The 18,413-nt window shown below is 59.7% G+C and carries 15 protein-coding genes; 6 read left to right on the top strand and 9 right to left on the bottom strand.

Features of this window, described 5'->3' with window-relative positions; translation table 11 throughout:
* Nucleotides 1-2 precede the first annotated feature (2 nt).
* Both hflK and GIV26_RS07535 read right to left on the bottom strand, forming a co-directional pair.
* Nucleotides 3-1,928 carry a protease modulator HflK gene (gene hflK / locus GIV26_RS07540; protein ID WP_236279947.1) on the bottom strand — a complete coding sequence of 642 codons (1,926 nt, stop codon included), beginning with the start codon at nt 1,926-1,928 and terminating at the stop codon, nt 3-5.
* A gap of 134 nt (nt 1,929-2,062) precedes the next feature.
* Entirely contained in the window at nt 2,063-4,585 is a 2,523-nt protein-coding gene (locus GIV26_RS07535; RefSeq protein WP_236279945.1) for an RHS repeat-associated core domain-containing protein, read from the bottom strand.
* 431 nt (nt 4,586-5,016) lie between these two features.
* Between GIV26_RS07535 and GIV26_RS07530 the strand changes: the two genes are divergently transcribed.
* The 6 genes from GIV26_RS07530 to GIV26_RS07505 are packed head-to-tail and all read left to right on the top strand — an operon-like array spanning nt 5,017 to nt 10,694.
* Nucleotides 5,017-5,637, top strand: a complete 621-nt coding sequence (locus GIV26_RS07530; RefSeq protein ID WP_236279943.1) for a CDP-alcohol phosphatidyltransferase family protein — start codon at nt 5,017-5,019, stop codon at nt 5,635-5,637.
* Nucleotides 5,638-5,647: 10 nt separating this feature from the next.
* Nucleotides 5,648-7,396 (top strand): bifunctional alpha/beta hydrolase/class I SAM-dependent methyltransferase, encoded by a 1,749-nt coding sequence (locus GIV26_RS07525; protein WP_089041556.1) that lies wholly within the window; start codon nt 5,648-5,650, stop codon nt 7,394-7,396.
* Nucleotides 7,397-7,398: 2 nt separating this feature from the next.
* Nucleotides 7,399-8,697, top strand: coding sequence for a phosphatase PAP2/dual specificity phosphatase family protein (locus GIV26_RS07520; RefSeq protein ID WP_236279941.1), 1,299 nt, complete (start codon nt 7,399-7,401; stop codon nt 8,695-8,697).
* Complete coding sequence (locus tag GIV26_RS07515) at nt 8,687-9,130, top strand: hypothetical protein (RefSeq protein WP_054896098.1); 444 nt, start codon at nt 8,687-8,689, stop codon at nt 9,128-9,130. Before GIV26_RS07520 ends, GIV26_RS07515 begins: the two co-directional genes overlap by 11 nt.
* A 9-nt stretch (nt 9,131-9,139) precedes the next feature.
* Nucleotides 9,140-9,760, top strand: coding sequence for a lysophospholipid acyltransferase family protein (locus GIV26_RS07510; protein WP_034129175.1), 621 nt, complete (start codon nt 9,140-9,142; stop codon nt 9,758-9,760).
* A 1-nt stretch (nt 9,761) separates the two neighbouring features.
* Nucleotides 9,762-10,694: a phosphatidate cytidylyltransferase gene (locus tag GIV26_RS07505; RefSeq protein WP_034129176.1), complete on the top strand. Its 933-nt coding sequence runs from the start codon at nt 9,762-9,764 to the stop codon at nt 10,692-10,694.
* 168 nt (nt 10,695-10,862) lie between these two features.
* Here GIV26_RS07505 and GIV26_RS07500 read toward each other — a convergent pair whose 3' ends face one another.
* From GIV26_RS07500 to atpG, 7 genes are all read right to left on the bottom strand, one after another.
* Entirely contained in the window at nt 10,863-11,228 is a 366-nt protein-coding gene (locus GIV26_RS07500) for a hypothetical protein (RefSeq protein ID WP_054896099.1), read from the bottom strand.
* An 83-nt stretch (nt 11,229-11,311) separates the two neighbouring features.
* Entirely contained in the window at nt 11,312-13,144 is a 1,833-nt protein-coding gene (gene glmS / locus GIV26_RS07495) for a glutamine--fructose-6-phosphate transaminase (isomerizing) (RefSeq protein ID WP_236279939.1), read from the bottom strand.
* Between the two features lie 10 nt (nt 13,145-13,154).
* A complete protein-coding gene (locus GIV26_RS07490) occupies nt 13,155-13,922 on the bottom strand; it encodes a DeoR/GlpR family DNA-binding transcription regulator (protein WP_003195822.1) in 768 nt (255 codons plus the stop codon).
* Nucleotides 13,923-14,160: 238 nt separating this feature from the next.
* A complete protein-coding gene (glmU, locus tag GIV26_RS07485; protein ID WP_236279937.1) occupies nt 14,161-15,528 on the bottom strand; it encodes a bifunctional UDP-N-acetylglucosamine diphosphorylase/glucosamine-1-phosphate N-acetyltransferase GlmU in 1,368 nt (455 codons plus the stop codon).
* A gap of 123 nt (nt 15,529-15,651) precedes the next feature.
* Nucleotides 15,652-16,068, bottom strand: a complete 417-nt coding sequence (locus tag GIV26_RS07480) for a F0F1 ATP synthase subunit epsilon (protein WP_003177061.1) — start codon at nt 16,066-16,068, stop codon at nt 15,652-15,654.
* A 44-nt stretch (nt 16,069-16,112) separates the two neighbouring features.
* The gene (gene atpD / locus GIV26_RS07475; RefSeq protein ID WP_003195827.1) at nt 16,113-17,489 is read right to left on the bottom strand and encodes a F0F1 ATP synthase subunit beta; all 1,377 of its coding nucleotides are present in this window, start codon (nt 17,487-17,489) and stop codon (nt 16,113-16,115) included.
* Between the two features lie 27 nt (nt 17,490-17,516).
* The gene (gene atpG, locus GIV26_RS07470) at nt 17,517-18,377 is read right to left on the bottom strand and encodes a F0F1 ATP synthase subunit gamma (RefSeq protein ID WP_003233565.1); all 861 of its coding nucleotides are present in this window, start codon (nt 18,375-18,377) and stop codon (nt 17,517-17,519) included.
* Nucleotides 18,378-18,413: the final 36 nt, after the last annotated feature.

Here is an 18,413-nt window from a genome sequence, read left to right as displayed (position 1 = left end):
CCTTATTGAACGGCTTTGCGCGGCACCGACGGGTCGGCGGGCAAGGTAAAAGAACGCAGATCGATCGTCGGCGCGCTGTCGGCGCCCAAGCGATGATCCAGAATAAGCAGCTTGGCCTGGGCCAGGCCCTGGCTCAGTTGGCCCAGGTACTGTTCCAGCACGAAGGCTTGGCCCGCAGCGGCGTAGGCTTTTTGTTCGGCGGCAAAGCGCAGGTTCGCTGCTTGGGCACCGGCATTCACCTCGCGGGCACTCGCCTGGGCCTGATCGCGGGCGGTGCTGGCTTGAAGCAGCGCCTGGTTGGTCTGTTCGCTGGCCGCACCGCGCTCACGGGCGATCAGCGCCTGGGCGCCGATCTGCGCGGCCTGTACACCGTGGTAAGCGTTGGCGGCACCGGCCGGCGGATGGATCGCCTCGACCACCGTGGCGAGGATTTCCACACCGCTGTCGAGGGTTTGCAGGTCGGCTTGCACGCTGCGGCCAATCTCGTCGGCGAGGCTGGTGCGCTCTTCCCCGAGTAGTTCATCCAGGGTGCGCGACGCAAAATCGTGCACCAGGATGCGGCTGGCGGTGCTGCGTATCAGGGTCGGGATATCCGCGCTGTTATAGGTGGCGGCAAGCGCAGCCTGATCAGTGAGGCCGATGCGGTAGACAAAACGCACGTCCATATTGACGATCTGGAAGCCCTGCTTGTCGCCGCTGCTGCTGGCAATGACCTGGGATTTATCATTCACATGGCTGGCGTCCCACAGGCGATTGGCAATCAACGGCGCCGGGCCTTCGGCTGCGGCCAGCTCCGGTGTGGCGGCTTCGCTGACGCTGGTCGCCAGCTCATGCACCACGCCGTTTTCCACGTTCAGTACGCGGCCCAACGGCCACGGCAAACCCGCATGCAGCCCGGGGCCGAACACCTCAACCGGTTTACCAAAACGCTCATAAATCCCACGGCCTTGCAGGGGCACTTCATGCACACCGGTCAGCGCCCAACCTACCCCCAGCACCACCAGCAGCACCGGGAAAAACGCTCGGCGCATGTAGGTAAAGGCCCAGATCTGGCGCAGGTCGATGCCAAAGCGGTTGTGCAATTCATGCTGCAACGCCAGCAACGGCTGCGGCGGCCAACGCAGCAGGCCGGCAATGAAACTCTGCGCCATCAAGCGCGGTTCGAGGCGCGGCTGGCGCGGGCTGAACAGCGAGAGCACGCCCCGGAGCAGGAACTCCAGCGCCACCAGCGCCGGCAACAGGCCGACGAGTGTCGCCAGGCGCAGCGGCCACACCGACTCCGCATTGGCAAACAGCAGGCAGATCGCGCTGAGCGCCAGGCAGATAATTGCCATCCGGCTCAACTGCGCCAGCTGCGAGGCTTCCGGCCATTGGGCAGCGGTTTCCTGGCCCAGGCGGCGTTCGAATACCAGCAGGCCAAACGCCAGGGCCAATGCGAGCGCTGCGCCAATACTTGCCGACTGCCCGATGGCGGCAGCGGGCAAGCCCAGGTTCCAGAACTGCAGGATGCTGACCAGCGCCAGCAACGACCAGCCGCCCAACCACAGCACCGGTGCGCCAATCTGCGCCAACAGGCCGTTGCCGAACCGGTTGATCAGGCCCTTATGCCAGGGTGTGGGCTCGATGGATTGTTCGACCGCTTCACCGCGCGGCACTTCCAGCGCCTGGGCACGCCAATCGGCCACCCACCAGGCGGACTGCAAGCCGGCCACCAGCAGCAGCAAGGCCGACGCGCAGTTGATCAAAACCACCGGCCAGATCGACACGGGTGCAAACAACGCTACGAACAGCGCCAATATCCAACCACTGAGGGCCAGGGTTGTCAGGCCGATACCGGCCTGGCGCAATCGACGGGCGTGGAACAGCCCCTGCTGAAAACGCGCGAGGCCTTCAACCGAAGCCCCGTCAGCCTCTAGATCCACTTGCATCTGCTCAACGCCCACTTGCACACAATTCGTTACGATATAACACGAAGCGTGAAATTTTTGTTCTCAACCCCGTTCGCACATTTAGATCGAGGAGCACTCGCTAAATATCCATCGGCTGTCAGGCCTTCACAGGGTTACCTCAGGGCACGTCGGGCACTGCTACCTTGAATGACTCTACGCATGTTTCGCCAAACACGATGGGCAACCCGTGAGACAGGGTTGCGCGCCGCACGGCGCAAGTCTCGCTCTACTGCTCGAGTCAAAGCCTCCAGGGACGGGCTCCTAACCATCGGAGCGGGTTCGGGAACAGGCTGAGGCTCGACATGAACCTCTATGATGTCAACGTCCGCCCCCAGTTGATAATCGTAAACTTCCTGTCGCGTGATACCCGTAGCACGCAGGCCGAAAGCAGTCATGATTCTCTGAGTTGAACGGCCATTGCCCTCACTGGCCAAAAACCGCTCCAGCATGCCTTCCTGCTGCTGCGTAGCAAGCAGAGCCTCATTGTTTTGAACGTTCCAGCGCACAATGGCTTGCGGTAAAACACCGTAAAAATTGTTATGCCTTGAAATCATTTCATACTGATGCCAGGTAACGTCGGTAGCATTGGGCCCCTCTACTGGCGCACGGTAGTTTTCCATCAAGCGCCAGCGGCCGGGCAAGAATTCGTTTCTGAACCGATACCTGCCTGGGATTGAAGCAGACGTGTAAGTAGACTCAACGCGGTGCTCGCCATACATACGGTGAGTCATGCTCCTCTCCACGGCGTCCCGGCGCTCGGCGGCGACGTGAGCATCCACGTCACGACGCCGGAATGTCTCTGGATTCTGTCGATAAGCCGGAACATGGGCACTGGGGGAATTATCCGAATAGTCGTCGGCGACTTCCGGAGCCCTGCCATCGTGGTCTCGATACCGGAGCGGATTATTTCGGACCATTCGATACAGATTCAGCCCATCGATTTCGCCCGAGGGATCCGGGTTGATCCAGCGCATCAGCCATGGCGCATAGTAACGCGAACCGTAATAGTACAATCCGGTCGCATCCCGCTCTTGGCCTGAATAACGGATGGTCTTGCCATTAACATGAGTCTGACTTCTGACCGCCCACCACGCCGTACCACCGAAGGGGTAATACCCCTCATGACTGATCACGTCGCCATATTCATCGAGTTCCAACGCAACGCTGCCCAGATGGTCATCAACGTTGTAGCGCCACTGTGGGACAGGTAGTCTCTTGCGACCGTTCGCTCGCCAGTTTAACCGTCGAACTTGACTGCGCCCTAACGCCACGCTGATGACATGCAGGACTTCTCCCGTCGCCGTATCGCTGTGTATCTCCAAACCCGGCAGATACATGACCTGGGCCACATGCTCAACAGACTTTGCCTGCCACACTCGTACCTTGCGTCCACGCTGCCCAGTGCCATGGTAGAAATACCGTTCGTTATCCGCAGGCCCCGCCTTGCGCAGCACCTGGGTGACTTGGTGCAATTGATTACGGGCGTCCCATGTCATCCTCTGCGCGCCGTCCAACATCAACAAATTGCCGTTTGCATCAAACCCATTGGCTAAATCCGGTGGATTCATCTCATCGGCCATGTACATGCTTCGATTACTACGCTCGGCTGTCTTCATCATGCGCAAGGGTTCGCTGCCATGCTTGAGCGTGATTAGATTTCCGCCGAGGTCATAGGTGTAAACCTGCGTGTAGTTACGCAACCGACTCGCGTCACCTCCTCCTGGTAGTACAACACCGGGCAGGCCAGGCTGAATGCCGGCCAGGACGCTTTCCCGTCCGGTGGCCTCAATCAAATGGTAAAGCGTGTCGTAGCGATAAGTGCTAACGGGGACAATTCGTTGAGAATCAAACCATTGGGTTGGTTGTGCCCGGTCCTCCAAGCATTGCAGGTTACCCACGGGGTCCCACTGATAATGTAGGTCCTGGAGTACTTTATCCTGCCGGATTGTGTTCAGTCTTAATAGTCGCCCACTGCGGGCGTCGTAGCCGGGCCGGGAAATGACACCATTACCCGCCAGCTGGGATTCGACTTGACCACAAGCGTTATAGCGGACCGCGCTGAGCAGCAATTGCTCCGGTTTTCCATCCTCAGTCAGACTGGATTGAACCAGTTCACCCGCCACGTTGTAGCAATGGCTCTGCACATTCGCCAACGCATCGGTTTGGCGGAGCAACTGATTCAACGCATCGTGATGCCATTGCGTGAGATACCGCATTGCCGCGCCTTGGTGATCTGTCTCCAATAACGCGTCGCGCTCATCCAAAGACTCAGGCCAATCCGCGGGTACCAATGCCTTGAGAAACTGTTGAGTCTGGCCTGCAACGTGCCCCAGCAAACCGTAATCGACAAAAACCTGGCTGCCGACCCCATCGTCATGCCGAACCAGCCGACCGCAACGATTGCCCATTTCAGTCGATGATCCGTACGTCAGCCGCTCGACGAAGGTCTGGAGAGTGGTCGCTGACTCTTCGCTCACACTAACCTGACGTATTTGGGAGTCATAGCACACCCGCCGGACAGTACCCCGCCCATCCCAACTATGCAGCGTTTGAGCTGCGTCGCCCACAAGGTTGACACGCCAGCCCGCATCTACGCTTTCAACACGCAACAGCTGGCCCGACAGACTATGGGTCATAACTTGGTTGGGCTCCCCTATTTCACCACCCGTTGCCCACAATCGCGTGTCCCATTGTGCATGCACTCGACCAAGGACATCGCGCGAATACCTTTCGGTACGTGCCTGCAGTGCCTCGTCTAATGTCTGTCGGTGATACGCAACGACCGCTACTTGCAACCTACGCGCGTCTGTCACCCTCAGAGTCGGTGTCTGTCGGTGCAAAGTCGAAGACATTTGCGACCCTCTGCGTGTGTAGAGATGTAACTATAGACACGAACTCGATCACCTGCTGTTGAGGCCCCATAGGACGCTCCCACAAGCGGTGATTGATTATGCTCAAGAGCGTGACTAATCCCCTATAAACACGAGCCATCACTGGTGTCGGCTGCGATTAGTCGGCACACTTCAGACAGTTTTTCGCGGGTTCACGGACAAGGAAGCGCCCCCCCATGATTTCCATCTACCAACTCAAGCCGCGTTTTCAAAACCTGCTGCGGCCTCTCGTGCAGCGCCTTTATGACAACGGCACCACCGCCAACCAGATCACCGTGCTGGCCGGGGTTGTTTCCCTGCTGGTGGGGCTGTTGATCGCGGGCTTTGCCCAACACCTCTGGCTGTTTGCACTGATCCCGCTGTGGATGATTGTGCGCATGGCGCTCAATGCCATCGATGGCATGCTGGCCCGGGAATTCGGCCAACAGTCGCGCCTCGGTGCTTACCTCAATGAATTGTGCGATGTGATCGCCGACAGTGCGCTGATCCTGCCCTTTGCATTGATCCCCGATGTGAGCCTGGCGCCGGTGCTGCTGGTGACGCTGCTTGCGGTACTCAGCGAATACGCCGGAGTGCTGGGGCCGATGGTGGGCGCGTCGCGCCGTTATGACGGGCCCATGGGCAAGAGTGATCGGGCGTTCGTACTCGGGGTGCTGGCCACGGGCGTGGCGCTGGGATGGCTCGGCGCCGGTTGGGTGGAGGCGGTGATGTGGCTGGTCGCCGCCCTGCTCGCCTATACCTTGGTCAACCGGGTGCGTCAGGGCCTCAAAGAACAACAATCTCTCCCTTCTGCATAAGGATTTTGCGATGCGCGAACAGCAACAGCACACCTTCAGTACCCATGATGGTGTCGAGCTTTTCTATCGGCACTGGCCGGCCACGGCAGGTGTCGGGCCGCGCAAGGCGATCCTGTTGTTCCATCGCGGCCATGAGCACTCGGGGCGTATTGCCCACTTGGTGGATGAACTGGGCCTGCCTGAATTCGACTTCTTCGCCTGGGACGCCCGTGGCCACGGCCAATCCCCAGGCGAGCGCGGCGACAGCCCCAGCTTTGCCACCAGCGCCCGCGATGTGCAGACTTTCTGTGACCACATCAATGCCACCTACGGCATCGAGGAGGAAGACATCGCCGTCATCGCCCAAAGCGTCGGCGCGGTGATCGCGGCCACCTGGGTTCATGATTACGCGCCAAAAATCCGCGCCCTGGTGCTCGCCTCGCCAGCCTTCAAGGTCAAGCTGTACGTGCCCTTCGCCCGCCCCGGCCTGGCACTGATGCGCAAGTTTCGTGGCAACTTTTTCGTCAACAGCTACGTCAAGGCCAAGTTCCTCAGCCATGACCCCGAACGCGTGGCATCCTACGACAGCGATCCACTGATCACCAAGGCCATTTCGGTGAATGTGCTGCTGGGCCTTTACGAAGCGGCCGACCGGGTTGTCGCCGACGCCCAGGCGATCCAGGTGCCGACCCAACTGCTTATTTCGGGCTCCGACTTTGTGGTGCACCGTAAACCCCAGCAGCAGTTCTTCGACCGCCTCGGTAGCCTGAAAAAAGAGCTGCATATCCTCCCCGGCTTTTTTCACGACACCCTCGGCGAACGTGATCGCGCCGTGGCTGTAACCAGCGCCAAGCGCTTTATCTTGCAGAACTTCGCCCACCCGCTGGACCGCGCTTCTTTACTGGATGCAGACAAACTTGGCGCCACGTGCGCCGAATCCGAATCCCTCGCCGCGCCGTTGCCACGCAATTCACTGCGCGACCTGTACTGGCGCATGACCCGCGCCAGCATGGGCCTGGGCAAGAACCTGTCGGATGGGGTGAAGCTGGGCTTCGACACCGGCTTCGATTCCGGCAGCACCCTGGACTACGTGTATCGCAATAAGCCTACCGGCAAGGGCGGGCTGGGGCGGATGATCGATACCAACTACCTCAACTCCATCGGCTGGCGTGGTATTCGCCAGCGCAAGCTGAACGTCGAAGAGCTGCTGCGCCTGGCCATGGCCAAGCTGCGTGATGATCACCGCGAAGTCCGTATCGTCGATATCGCCGCCGGCCACGGCCGTTACATTCTTGAAGCCTTGCAGGGCGTCTCGCCGTTGCCGGAGTCGATCCTGCTGCGCGACTACAGCGATATCAATGTGCGCGACGGTGGCGCGCTGATTCGCGAAAAGGGTTTGGGGGACATCGCCCAGTTCGTCAAAGGCGACGCGTTCGACCGCGCCGACCTGGCCGCCCTCGACCCCAAGCCGTCCCTGGCCGTGGTGTCTGGCCTGTACGAATTGTTCGCCGATAACGCCATGGTCGGCGGTTCACTGGCGGGCCTGGCCGAAGCCGTGGAGCCAGGTGGTTACCTGGTCTACACCGGCCAACCGTGGCACCCGCAGTTGGAGCTGATTGCCCGTGCGCTTACCAGCCACCGTCAGGGTCAGGCTTGGGTGATGCGCCGGCGCAGCCAGGCGGAAATGGACCAACTCGTCGAAGCAGCGGGCTTTCGCAAGATCACCCAGCGCGTGGATGAGTGGGGCATTTTCACCGTGTCCCTGGCACAGAAGATCTGAACATGCGCGAAATCGGTTTATTGAAACCTGCGGTGCTTTGGCTGCTGCTGTTGGCACCGCTGTTTTTCAGCACCTACGGCTTCGCCACCTGGGTCACCAGCCAGCGCAGCGACGTCGGCACCCTGGTGTTCGGCTGGGAAACACACATGCCGTTCTGGGCATGGACCATCGTGCCCTACTGGTCCATCGACCTGCTTTACGGCTTCTCGTTGCTGCTACCCAACACGCGTCATGAGCTCAAACAGCATGCGCTGCGCCTGCTGAGTGCGCAGGTGATAGCCGTGAGTTGCTTCCTGATCTGGCCACTGCGCTTCACGTTTGAGCGGCCGGAACTGGACGGTGTGTTCGGTTGGTTGTTTGCGGTGCTGGCCGGTTTTGACAAGCCCTTCAACCAGGCTCCTTCGCTGCATATCGCGCTGCTGGTGATCCTGTGGGTGATGTACCAACGGCAGACTCAAGGATTCTGGCGTTGGGTGGTGCACGGCTGGTTCGCGCTAATCGGGGTTTCGGTGCTGACCACTTATCAACATCACTTTATCGACTTACCCACAGGCGCCCTCGCGGGGTGGTTGTGCGTGTGGTTATGGCCGGTGGAGCACCCGAGCCCCTTACTGAATGCACGGCTGACGCGGGATAACCAACGATGGCGGCTAGGGATACGCTATGGGCTGGGCGCAGTGATACTGACAGTGCTGGCCTGCTTATGCGGTGGCGCTTGGCTGTGGCTGCTATGGCCTGCGGTTTCTCTGGGGTTGATCACGGCCAACTACCTCGTACTCGGCGCGTCGGGCTTTCAAAAACGTGAGGATGGCCACCTTACGCCTGCGGCACGCTGGTTATATGCACCTTATCTGGCGGGCGCCTGGATCAATTCGCGGCTGTGGACGCGCAAACATCCTCAGGCCGATCCGATTGTGGATAACGTCTGGCTCGGGCGTATTCCTGCCACCCGCGAGCTGGGTTCATTCAAGGCCATTGTCGACTTATGCGCCGAACTGCCGATTAATCCACAGGGCCGTGCTTACGCCTGCGTGCCCGTGCTGGACCTGATCGCCCCAACCCCCGACGAATGCTTGAAAGCGGCCCACACCATTGAACGCCTGCAAGCGAGCGGCCCCCTGTTGGTGTGCTGTGCCCTCGGTTACTCACGCAGCGCCACCGCCGTCGCCGCCTGGCTGTTGAACACGGGGCGAGCCACCACGGTTGAGCAAGCGCTGGCTATTATTCGTACAGCGCGGGCCGATGTGGTCCTGCACCCCGAACACCGTCAAGCATTGGAGGGTTTGCCAAATGCCTGCTGATATGGAACTCCAGGTCGTCGCCAGCCTGTTGCGCCGCGGCCGCTCCCTGGATCAGTTATCCACAGGCCTGACGTTGCTAGGCGTGCTGTTTGGCCTCGCCCAGCTGCTGTTGGCCAGCATTTCCACCATTTGTCTGCTGTTGGCCCTGTGGATGATCGTGCTGGGCCTGCTGCAAAAGTATTGGGCGCTGCGGGTGGCCTTCGACGCCGACCTGTTCGCCCTGCTCGCTCGCGACACCACCCGCACGCCAGACCTGGACCAGGCCCTGCAAACCCTTGGCCTGCAATCGCCCAAGCGAGCCGGTCGGCCATGGACTGAACGCCGTCGCGGCGCCCTCAAACTGCTGCGTAAACAAGCCTGGCTGCTGGGCGCGCAAGCGCTGTTGACCCTGGGCGTCATTCTCGCCAGCCCTTGGCTACCTTTCGCCGGATAAGGAATTCCCATGTTCGAACCCGTGGTCGCCACGCTGATTACTTCCATGGCCCGCACCGTCACTGGCGCCCGCAGCCTGTGGCTGGGGTGCGCGCCGGTCCCGGTGCAGCGGATCTACTTCGCCAACCACAGCAGCCACGGCGACTTCGTCCTGGTGTGGGCATCACTGCCGCAGAACCTGCGCAAATTCACACGCCCGGTGGCCGGCAGTGATTACTGGAACAAGAGTGCGCTGCGCCGCTACATCATCAATCGAGTGTTCAATGGCGTGCTGATCGACCGTGAGCGCAAGGACCCTGTGGACAACCCATTGCAGCCCATGCTTGCGGCGTTGGAGGGCGGCGATTCGCTGATCATTTTTCCCGAAGGCACGCGCAATCTGGAGGATGGCTTGCTGCCGTTCAAAAGCGGTTTGTACCACCTGGCAAAGAGTTACCCACAGGCCGAGCTGGTCCCGGTGTGGATAGCCAACCTGAACCGGGTTATGCCCAAGGGCCGCGTATTGCCACTGCCCTTGTTATGCACCACCAGCTTCGGTGCCCCCCTGCAACTGGAAGAAGGCGAAGACAAAGCCGACTTCCTTGCCCGCAGCCGCGACGCCCTGCTCGCCCTTGCCCCGGAGCATTCCTGAGATGGATAGCCAAACCCTGATGTTATTTGGCGGCATCGGCGCGATCCTGGTCATCGCCTCGCTGATCGGCCTGATCCTCAAGCTGCGCACCCGTGGCAGCCCGAATGCCGTGATCGACAACCTCAACGCCCGCATCAACGCCTGGTGGGTGATGGTGGTGGTGATCGGCATCGCGTTCTGGCTCGGCACCGGCGCGGTGATCCTGCTGTTCTACGCGGTGTCGTTCTACGCCCTGCGCGAGTTCCTCACCCTCACGCCCACCCGACGCAGCGACTACCCGGCCCTGGTGGCCGCGTTCTACCTGGCCCTGCCGCTGCAATACCTGCTGATCTACGCCGACTGGTACGGGCTGTTCTCGATCTTCATCCCGGTGTACGTGTTCCTGCTGCTGCCGATCCTCGCCTCCCTGGGCGGCGACAGTACGCACTTTCTGGAACGGGCATCGAAGGTGCAATGGGGGCTGATGATCGCCGTGTTCTGCGTGTCTTTCGTCCCGGCACTACTGACCTTGGACATACCGGGCTACGAAGGCCGCAACCTGCTGCTGATCGCCTATCTGGTGATCGTGGTGCAACTGTCGGATGTATTGCAGTACGTGTGCGGCAAGCTGTTCGGCAAACGCAAGATCGCGCCCAACCTGTCGCCGTCGAAAACCGTGGAAGGATTTGTGGGCGGAATTCTGCTGTCCTCCTTGATCGGCGCGGCGCTGTGGTGGACCACACCGTTCAATCCCTGGCAGTCGTTTCTGATCGCGCTGCTGATCAACTTGCTGGGGTTTGCGGGAGGGATTGTGATGTCGGCGATCAAGCGTGACCGCGGTGTGAAGGACTGGGGGCACATGATCGAAGGACACGGCGGGATGTTGGATCGGCTGGATTCGGTGTGCTTTGCGGCGCCGATCTTCTTTCATCTCGTGCGCTACTGGTGGACCTGACCCACCCCTTTCACAAACCCGATGGAGATCAAAATGTGGCAGCTGGCTTGCCTGCGAAAGCGGTAGTGCAGTAACAGATGCAGCGACTGACACGCCGCCTTCGCGGGCAAGCCCGCTCCCACAGGGGATATGCGCCTACCTGTAGGTTTTATGGTGCTTTCAATGCCTCTAGCCAGTGATCTCGATATAGCTAGACTCTCCGCCTCCGGTCGCACCCGATAGCCAGCCCCAAACGAAACTCAGGGTAGTGCGCCCGGCGTGATCAACACCTACCGTGCCTCGTGACCACCCTGCGAGCAGCTCCCCGTCCAAGGTGACGCACTGATAAAGCAGCTCGATAGTATCTGGGCCGGTCACCCGCCCGACCTGCGTTCCCAGGCGAATTCGGCCACCCTGATAAATGCTCGAAATCACCCCGTCTTCGACTTTGTAATGAAACACGGTGCCGGTACCGGACAGGCCTTGCGCGTTATTCGCGACCACAAACCGACGATTGTGCAGACGTGCGTGGACGGTAGCAGAAGGGCTTTGCATCAATACGCATCCTTGAATTGAGCGAATCCAGAACGAAAAAAGGGGCTGTTTAAAACAGCCCCTATTGGGTACGTCAGTAAGGCTTATTCCACCGTCACCGACTTCGCCAGATTACGCGGCTGGTCAACGTCGGTGCCTTTGAGCACGGCGACGTAGTACGACAGCAACTGCAGCGGGATGGTGTAGAGGATCGGCGACAGTGTGTCGTGGATGTGAGGCATGTTGATCACATGCGTGCCTTCACCATTGGTCATGCCGGCCTTCTCATCGGCGAAGACGATCAGTTGGCCGCCACGGGCGCGTACTTCCTGCAGGTTGGACTTGAGCTTCTCCAGCAGTTCATTGTTTGGCGCCACGGTAACCACTGGCATATCGTCATCCACCAGGGCCAATGGGCCGTGCTTCAGCTCGCCGGCCGGGTAGGCTTCGGCGTGGATGTACGAGATTTCCTTAAGTTTCAGCGAGCCTTCCATCGCCACCGGGTATTGCGCGCCACGGCCCAGGAACAGGGTGTGGTTCTTGTCGGCGAACAGCTCGGCGACTTTTTCCACGGTGCTGTCCATGGCCAAGGCTTCGCCCAGGCGGGTCGGCAGGCGTCGCAGTTCTTCCACGAGGGTGGCTTCGATACCGTCGGCGAGGGTGCCGCGTACTTGGCCCAGTGACAGGGTCAGCAGCAACAGACCCACCAGTTGGGTGGTGAAGGCCTTGGTGGAGGCGACGCCGATTTCACGACCGGCCTGGGTCAGCAGGGTCAGGTCGGATTCACGCACCAGGGAGCTGATGCTGACGTTGCAGATCGCCAGACTGCCGAGGAAGCCCAGCTCCTTGGCGTTGCGCAAGGCAGCCAGGGTATCGGCGGTTTCACCAGACTGGGAAATGGTCACGAACAGGGTGTCGGGCTGCACCACGACCTTGCGGTAGCGGAACTCGCTGGCGACTTCGACCTGGCACGGGATGCCGGCCAGTTCTTCCAACCAGTAACGCGCCACCATACCGGCGTGGTAGCTGGTGCCACAGGCGACGATCTGCACGTTGCGCACTTTGGCGAACAGTTCGGCGGCTTGCGGGCCGAAAGCGTTCACCAATACTTGGTTCTGGCTCAGGCGACCTTCCAGGGTGCGCTGTACCACGGATGGTTGCTCGTGGATTTCCTTGAGCATGAAGTGGCGGAACTCGCCTTTGTCGGCGGCTTCGGCACCGTCGCGGTATTGCACGGCTTCGCGCTCGACGGACTGACCATTCACATCCCAGATCTGCACGCTTTCACGGCGGATGTCGGCAATGTCGCCTTCTTCCAGGTACATGAAACGGTCGGTCACTTGGCGCAGGGCCAGTTGGTCAGAGGCAAGGAAGTTCTCGCCCAGGCCCAGGCCGATCACCAATGGGCTGCCACTGCGTGCGGCAACCAGGCGGTCAGGCTGGCTGGCGCTGATCACGGCCAGGCCGTAGGCGCCATGCAGTTCCTTGACCGTGGCCTTGAGGGCGGTGGTCAGATCGCTGTGATCCTTGAGCTTGTGGTTGAGCAGGTGGGCGATCACTTCGGTGTCGGTGTCCGAGGTGAAGACGTAGCCCAGGCCCTTGAGTTGTTCACGCAGCACTTCATGGTTTTCGATGATGCCGTTGTGCACCACGGCCAGGTCGCCGGAGAAGTGCGGGTGAGCGTTACGCTCGCACGGTGCACCGTGGGTGGCCCAACGGGTGTGGGCAATGCCCAGGCGACCTACTAGCGGCTCACCGGCCAGGGCTTGGTCCAGTTCGCTGACCTTGCCCGGGCGGCGCATGCGCTCCAGCTTGCCGGCGTTGGTGAAGACGGCCACACCGGCGCTATCGTAACCGCGGTATTCGAGGCGCTTGAGGCCTTCGATCAGGATGGCAGTAACGTTACGTTCGGCGACTGCGCCAACAATTCCACACATGGTGCTTCTCCTAGATGATTGCCGCGCATATCAGCGTAATGCCGCGGGCTTGGATCTGGTCGCGGGCCTCGAGCGGCAGGCGATCATCGGTAATAAGGGTATGGACGCTGCTCCAGGGCAGTTCCAGGTTGGGAATCTTGCGGCCGATCTTGTCGGATTCGACCATCACCACCACTTCACGGGCGACCTCGGCCATCACACGGCTCAAGCCCAGCAGTTCGTTGAAGGTAGTGGTACCGCGCTGCAGGTCGATGCCATCGGCACCGATGAACAGCTGGTCAAAGTCATAGGAACGCAGCACCTGCTCAGCGACCTGGCCCTGGAACGAATCCGAATGTGGGTCCCAGGTACCCCCGGTCATCAACAGCACCGGCTCGTGTTCCAATTCGCTCAAGGCGCGGGCCACATTCAGGGAGTTGGTCATCACCACCAGGCCCGGCTGATGGCCCAGTTCGGGAATCATCGCGGCGGTAGTGCTGCCGCTGTCGATGATGATGCGCGCATGTTCACGCAAACGCTTCACGGCTGCACGGGCGATGGCGCGCTTGTAGGCCGAGATGGGCTGGGCAGCGTCGCCCACCAACTCTTGGGGCATAGTGATTGCACCGCCGTAGCGACGCAGGAGCAAGCCGTTACTTTCGAGGGCAGCAAGATCCTTGCGGATGGTCACTTCCGAAGTTTCGAAATGTTTGGCCAACTCGTCCACGCTGACTTCGCCCTGTTCGTTGAGCAAGGTGAGGATATTGTGGCGTCGTTGGGGGGTGTTTCGTTTCGACATGGTAGTGATAAGTTTCGTTTCGAAAGATAACGAAGGCAATCAAAACCTATTGGCGAAAGATCGTCAAGAGGCGGAAGGCATTTTTGTAGAGCTTTCGGGCATGCCACTAAACAACTGTGGGAGCTGGCTTGCCTGCGATAGCTGCGTGTCAGGCGACATCATGATGAATGTCAGACCGCTATCGCAGGCAAGCCAGCTCCCACAGGAGTGAGTCTCAACCTATCAAGTTGTGGATAACTCAGCTCTTTTTGATTTTGACCGGGCGTTTCCAGCCGTCGATGTTGCGTTGGCGAGCGCGGGCAACGGCCAGTTGGGACTTATCCACATCCTGGTTGATGGTCGAGCCCGCTGCGGTGTTGGAACCATCGCCGATGGTCACGGGAGCAACCAGCGAGTTATTGGAGCCGATGAACACGTCTTCACCAATGGTGGTCTGGTACTTATTGGCACCGTCATAGTTGCAGGTGATGGTGCCAGCGCCGATGTTGGTGCGTGCGCCGATGACGGCATCGCCCAGATAAGTCAGGTGGCCGACTTTGGCGCCTTCGCCGAGGTGAGCGTTTTTCAGTTCGACAAAGTTACCCACATGCGCCTTGGCCCCCAACTCGCTACCCGGACGCAAGCGCGCAAACGGCCCGGCATCGCTGCCCTCGCCCATCACGGCACCGTCGATATGGCTGTTGGCCTTGACCACCACGCCTTCGCGCAAGGTACTGTCCTTGATCACGCAGTTCGGGCCGATGACCACACCGTCTTCAATGATCACGCGGCCTTCGAGGATCACATTGATATCGATCAGGACGTCGCGGCCCACCGTGACTTCGCCACGTACATCGAAACGCGCCGGGTCTCGCAGGGTCACGCCCTGGGTCATCAGGCGCAGGCCTTCGCGCAGTTGATAGTGACGTTCCAGCTCTGCCAGTTGTTTGCGGTCGTTGGCGCCCTGCACTTCCATCGGATGATGGGGCTGCTCGGTGGCGACCAGCAGGCCATCGCTGACGGCCATCTCGATGACGTCTGTGAGGTAATACTCGCCTTGGGCATTGTTGTTGGACAGGCGGCTCATCCAGTCGGCGAGCTTGTTGGCAGGCACGGCGAGAATGCCGGTATTGCCTTCAGTAATCGCGCGCTGGGCTTCGCTGGCATCCTTGTGTTCAACGATGGCAGCCACCTTGCCGTCGGCGTTGCGCACAATGCGGCCGTAGCCCGTAGGGTCATCCAGCTCAACGGTCAGCAGGCCCATCTGGCCAGGCACCACGTGCTTGAGCAGGCGTTGCAAGGTTTCCACTTCAATCAGCGGGACATCGCCGTAGAGGATCAATACCGTGTCCGCGGTGATGAAAGGCACAGCCTGCGCGGTCGCGTGGCCGGTGCCCAGTTGCTTGTCTTGCAATACGAAATTCAAATCGTCCGCGGCAAGGCGTTCCCGTACCACATCGGCACCGTGGCCAATCACCACATGAATACGTTGTGGGTCCAATTGGCGGGCGCTGTGGATAACATGGCCCAGCATGGAGTTGCCCGCGACCGGATGCAGTACCTTGGGCAGGGCTGAACGCATGCGGGTGCCCTGGCCTGCGGCGAGAATGACGATTTCAAGAGACATGAATGGCTACCAATCCTGGGCGGTCCGGGTTCAGACCAAAGAAGTGTTTTGCAAAAAAAGAAAAAGGGTAGCCGAGGCTACCCTTTTTAATCAATCACGCATCAAGCAAAACGGCGTGGCCGCTTACTTCTTGCGGATCTGCTGGAGAGTACGCAGCTGGGCTGCGGCCTCGGCCAGACGGACTGCAGCAGCGCTGTAGTCGAAGTCTGCGCCTTTTTCGTTCAGCGCCTTCTCGGCAGCCTTGACGGCTTCCTGAGCGGAGGCTTCATCCAGGTCGCCAGCACGTTGCACGGTGTCGGCAAGTACCTTGACCATGTTCGGCTGAACCTCGAGGAAACCACCAGAGATGTAAAACACCTCCTTTTCCCCGCCTTGCTTGGTCAGAGTGATCGGACCTGGCTTCAAGCTGGTGATCAATGGCGCGTGGCCCATGGCAATACCCAGGTCACCGAGTTCGCCGTGTGCAATCACCATTTCTACCAGACCGGAGAAGATTTCCCCTTCCGCGCTGACGATATCGCAATGGACTGTCATAGCCATCTGATTGCCTCAACCTGATGAGCGCCCGTTTCCGGGCGCCAGGATTACAGTTTCTTGGCTTTCTCGATCGCTTCTTCGATGCCGCCGACCATGTAGAACGCTTGTTCTGGCAGGTGGTCGTAGTCACCGTTGAGGATGCCTTTGAAGCCAGCAATGGTGTCTTTCAGGGAAACGTATTTACCCGAGGCACCGGTGAAGACTTCAGCCACGAAGAACGGCTGCGACAAGAAACGCTGGATCTTACGAGCACGGTTTACCAACTGCTTGTCGGCTTCCGACAGCTCGTCCATACCCAGGATCGCAATGATGTCCTTCAGTTCTTTGTAGCGCTGCAGCACGTACTGAACGCCGCGAGCGGTGTCGTAGTGCTCCTGGCCGATCACGTTCGGGTCCAGCTGGCGCGAAGTCGAGTCGAGTGGATCGACCGCTGGGTAGATACCCAGGGAAGCGATGTCACGGGACAGAACGACGGTGGCGTCCAAGTGGGCGAAGGTGGTGGCTGGCGACGGGTCGGTCAAGTCATCCGCAGGTACGTATACCGCTTGGATCGAGGTGATCGAACCTTCCTTGGTCGAAGTGATACGCTCTTGCAGAACGCCCATCTCTTCAGCCAGGGTCGGCTGGTAACCTACTGCAGAAGGCATACGGCCCAGCAGTGCGGATACTTCAGTACCGGCCAGGGTGTAACGGTAGATGTTGTCGACGAACAGCAGAACGTCGTTACCTTCGTCACGGAACTTCTCGGCCATGGTCAGGCCAGTCAGGGCTACGCGCAGACGGTTTCCCGGCGGCTCGTTCATCTGACCGTAAACCAGTGCCACTTTGTCCAGAACGTTGGAGTCCTTCATCTCGTGGTAGAAGTCGTTACCCTCACGAGTACGCTCACCAACACCTGCGAACACGGAATAACCGCTGTGCTCGATGGCGATGTTACGGATCAGTTCCATCATGTTTACGGTCTTGCCTACACCGGCACCACCGAACAGACCGACTTTACCGCCTTTGGCGAACGGGCAAACCAGGTCGATAACCTTGATGCCGGTTTCCAGCAGGTCGTTGCCGCCCGCTTGTTCTGCGAACGAAGGTGCTGCGCGGTGAATGCCCCAGCGCTCTTCGGTGGCAATCGGGCCAGCTTCGTCGATAGGGTTGCCCAGTACGTCCATGATCCGGCCCAGAGTCGCTTTACCGACCGGTACGGAGATGGCAGCGCCAGTGTCGACAACGTCCAGACCGCGCTTCAAGCCTTCGGTGGAACCCATCGCAATGGTACGAACTACGCCGTCGCCCAGCTGCTGCTGAACTTCCAGGGTAGTTTCCGCGCCTTGTACTTTCAGCGCGTTGTAGATGCTCGGTACGCTGTCGCGTGGAAATTCCACGTCGATAACGGCGCCGATGATTTGAACGATACGTCCGCTACTCATAGCTGGATCCTCTGAATATTTGAACCGTTAAACCGCGGCAGCGCCGCCGACGATTTCCGAGATCTCTTGGGTGATCGCAGCCTGACGCGCCTTGTTGTAGATCAGCTGCAAATCGCTGATCAGATCACCGGCGTTATCGGTAGCGTTTTTCATCGCGATCATCCGCGCCGCTTGTTCAGCTGCGTTGTTCTCGACCACCGCCTGGTACACCTGCGACTCCACGTAGCGCACCATCAAGCCGTCAAGCAGCTCTTTGGCGTCTGGTTCGTAGAGGTAGTCCCAGTGGTGCTTGAGTTCCTGATCCGGAGTCGCCACCAGTGGAATCAATTGCTCCACGGTTGGCTGCTGGGTCATGGTGTTGATGAACTTGTTGGATACCACGGAGAGGCGGTCAATACGGCCTTCCAGGTACGCATCCAGCATCACCTTCACACTGCCGATCAAATCATTGATCGACGGCTCTTCACCCAGGTGGCTGATAGCTGCAACGACGTTACCGCCGAAGTTGCGGAAAAAGGCCGCACCCTTGCTACCAACAACACACAGATCAATCTCGACGCCGTTTTCGCGGTTTACCGCCATGTCCTTGACCAGGGCCTTGAACAGGTTGGTATTCAGACCACCGCACAAACCACGGTCACTGCTCACTACCACATAACCCACACGCTTGACGGCGCGGTCGATCATGAACGGGTGGCGGTATTCCGGGTTGGCGTTGGCCAGATGCCCAATTACCTGGCGGATACGCTCCGCATAAGGACGGCTAGCAGCCATGCGCATTTGTGCCTTGCGCATTTTGCTGACCGCCACTTTTTCCATGGCGCTGGTAATTTTTTGCGTGCTTTTGATGCTCGCAATCTTACTGCGAATCTCTTTTGCGCCTGCCATGTAACACCTATCAGGTTAGCAAGCGGGAGCCTTGCG

The sequence above is a fragment of the Pseudomonas sp. PA-1-3F genome, assembly GCF_021609665.1.
Classification (GTDB): Bacteria; Pseudomonadota; Gammaproteobacteria; order Pseudomonadales; family Pseudomonadaceae; genus Aquipseudomonas; species Aquipseudomonas paracarnis.
The sequence above is the reverse complement of the archived record's forward strand: the minus strand, read 5'-3'. Positions and strand labels throughout refer to the sequence as shown.

Coding starts and splice junctions, on each gene's coding strand:
- hflK (WP_236279947.1), bottom strand. CDS start 1,928: ATGCAAGTGGATCTAGAGGCTGACGGGGCTTCGGTTGAAGGCCTCGCG.
- GIV26_RS07535 (WP_236279945.1), bottom strand. CDS start 4,585: ATGACCCATAGTCTGTCGGGCCAGCTGTTGCGTGTTGAAAGCGTAGAT.
- GIV26_RS07530 (WP_236279943.1), top strand. CDS start 5,017: ATGATTTCCATCTACCAACTCAAGCCGCGTTTTCAAAACCTGCTGCGG.
- GIV26_RS07525 (WP_089041556.1), top strand. CDS start 5,648: ATGCGCGAACAGCAACAGCACACCTTCAGTACCCATGATGGTGTCGAG.
- GIV26_RS07520 (WP_236279941.1), top strand. CDS start 7,399: ATGCGCGAAATCGGTTTATTGAAACCTGCGGTGCTTTGGCTGCTGCTG.
- GIV26_RS07515 (WP_054896098.1), top strand. CDS start 8,687: ATGCCTGCTGATATGGAACTCCAGGTCGTCGCCAGCCTGTTGCGCCGC.
- GIV26_RS07510 (WP_034129175.1), top strand. CDS start 9,140: ATGTTCGAACCCGTGGTCGCCACGCTGATTACTTCCATGGCCCGCACC.
- GIV26_RS07505 (WP_034129176.1), top strand. CDS start 9,762: ATGGATAGCCAAACCCTGATGTTATTTGGCGGCATCGGCGCGATCCTG.
- GIV26_RS07500 (WP_054896099.1), bottom strand. CDS start 11,228: ATGCAAAGCCCTTCTGCTACCGTCCACGCACGTCTGCACAATCGTCGG.
- glmS (WP_236279939.1), bottom strand. CDS start 13,144: ATGTGTGGAATTGTTGGCGCAGTCGCCGAACGTAACGTTACTGCCATC.
- GIV26_RS07490 (WP_003195822.1), bottom strand. CDS start 13,922: ATGTCGAAACGAAACACCCCCCAACGACGCCACAATATCCTCACCTTG.
- glmU (WP_236279937.1), bottom strand. CDS start 15,528: ATGTCTCTTGAAATCGTCATTCTCGCCGCAGGCCAGGGCACCCGCATG.
- GIV26_RS07480 (WP_003177061.1), bottom strand. CDS start 16,068: ATGGCTATGACAGTCCATTGCGATATCGTCAGCGCGGAAGGGGAAATC.
- atpD (WP_003195827.1), bottom strand. CDS start 17,489: ATGAGTAGCGGACGTATCGTTCAAATCATCGGCGCCGTTATCGACGTG.
- atpG (WP_003233565.1), bottom strand. CDS start 18,377: ATGGCAGGCGCAAAAGAGATTCGCAGTAAGATTGCGAGCATCAAAAGC.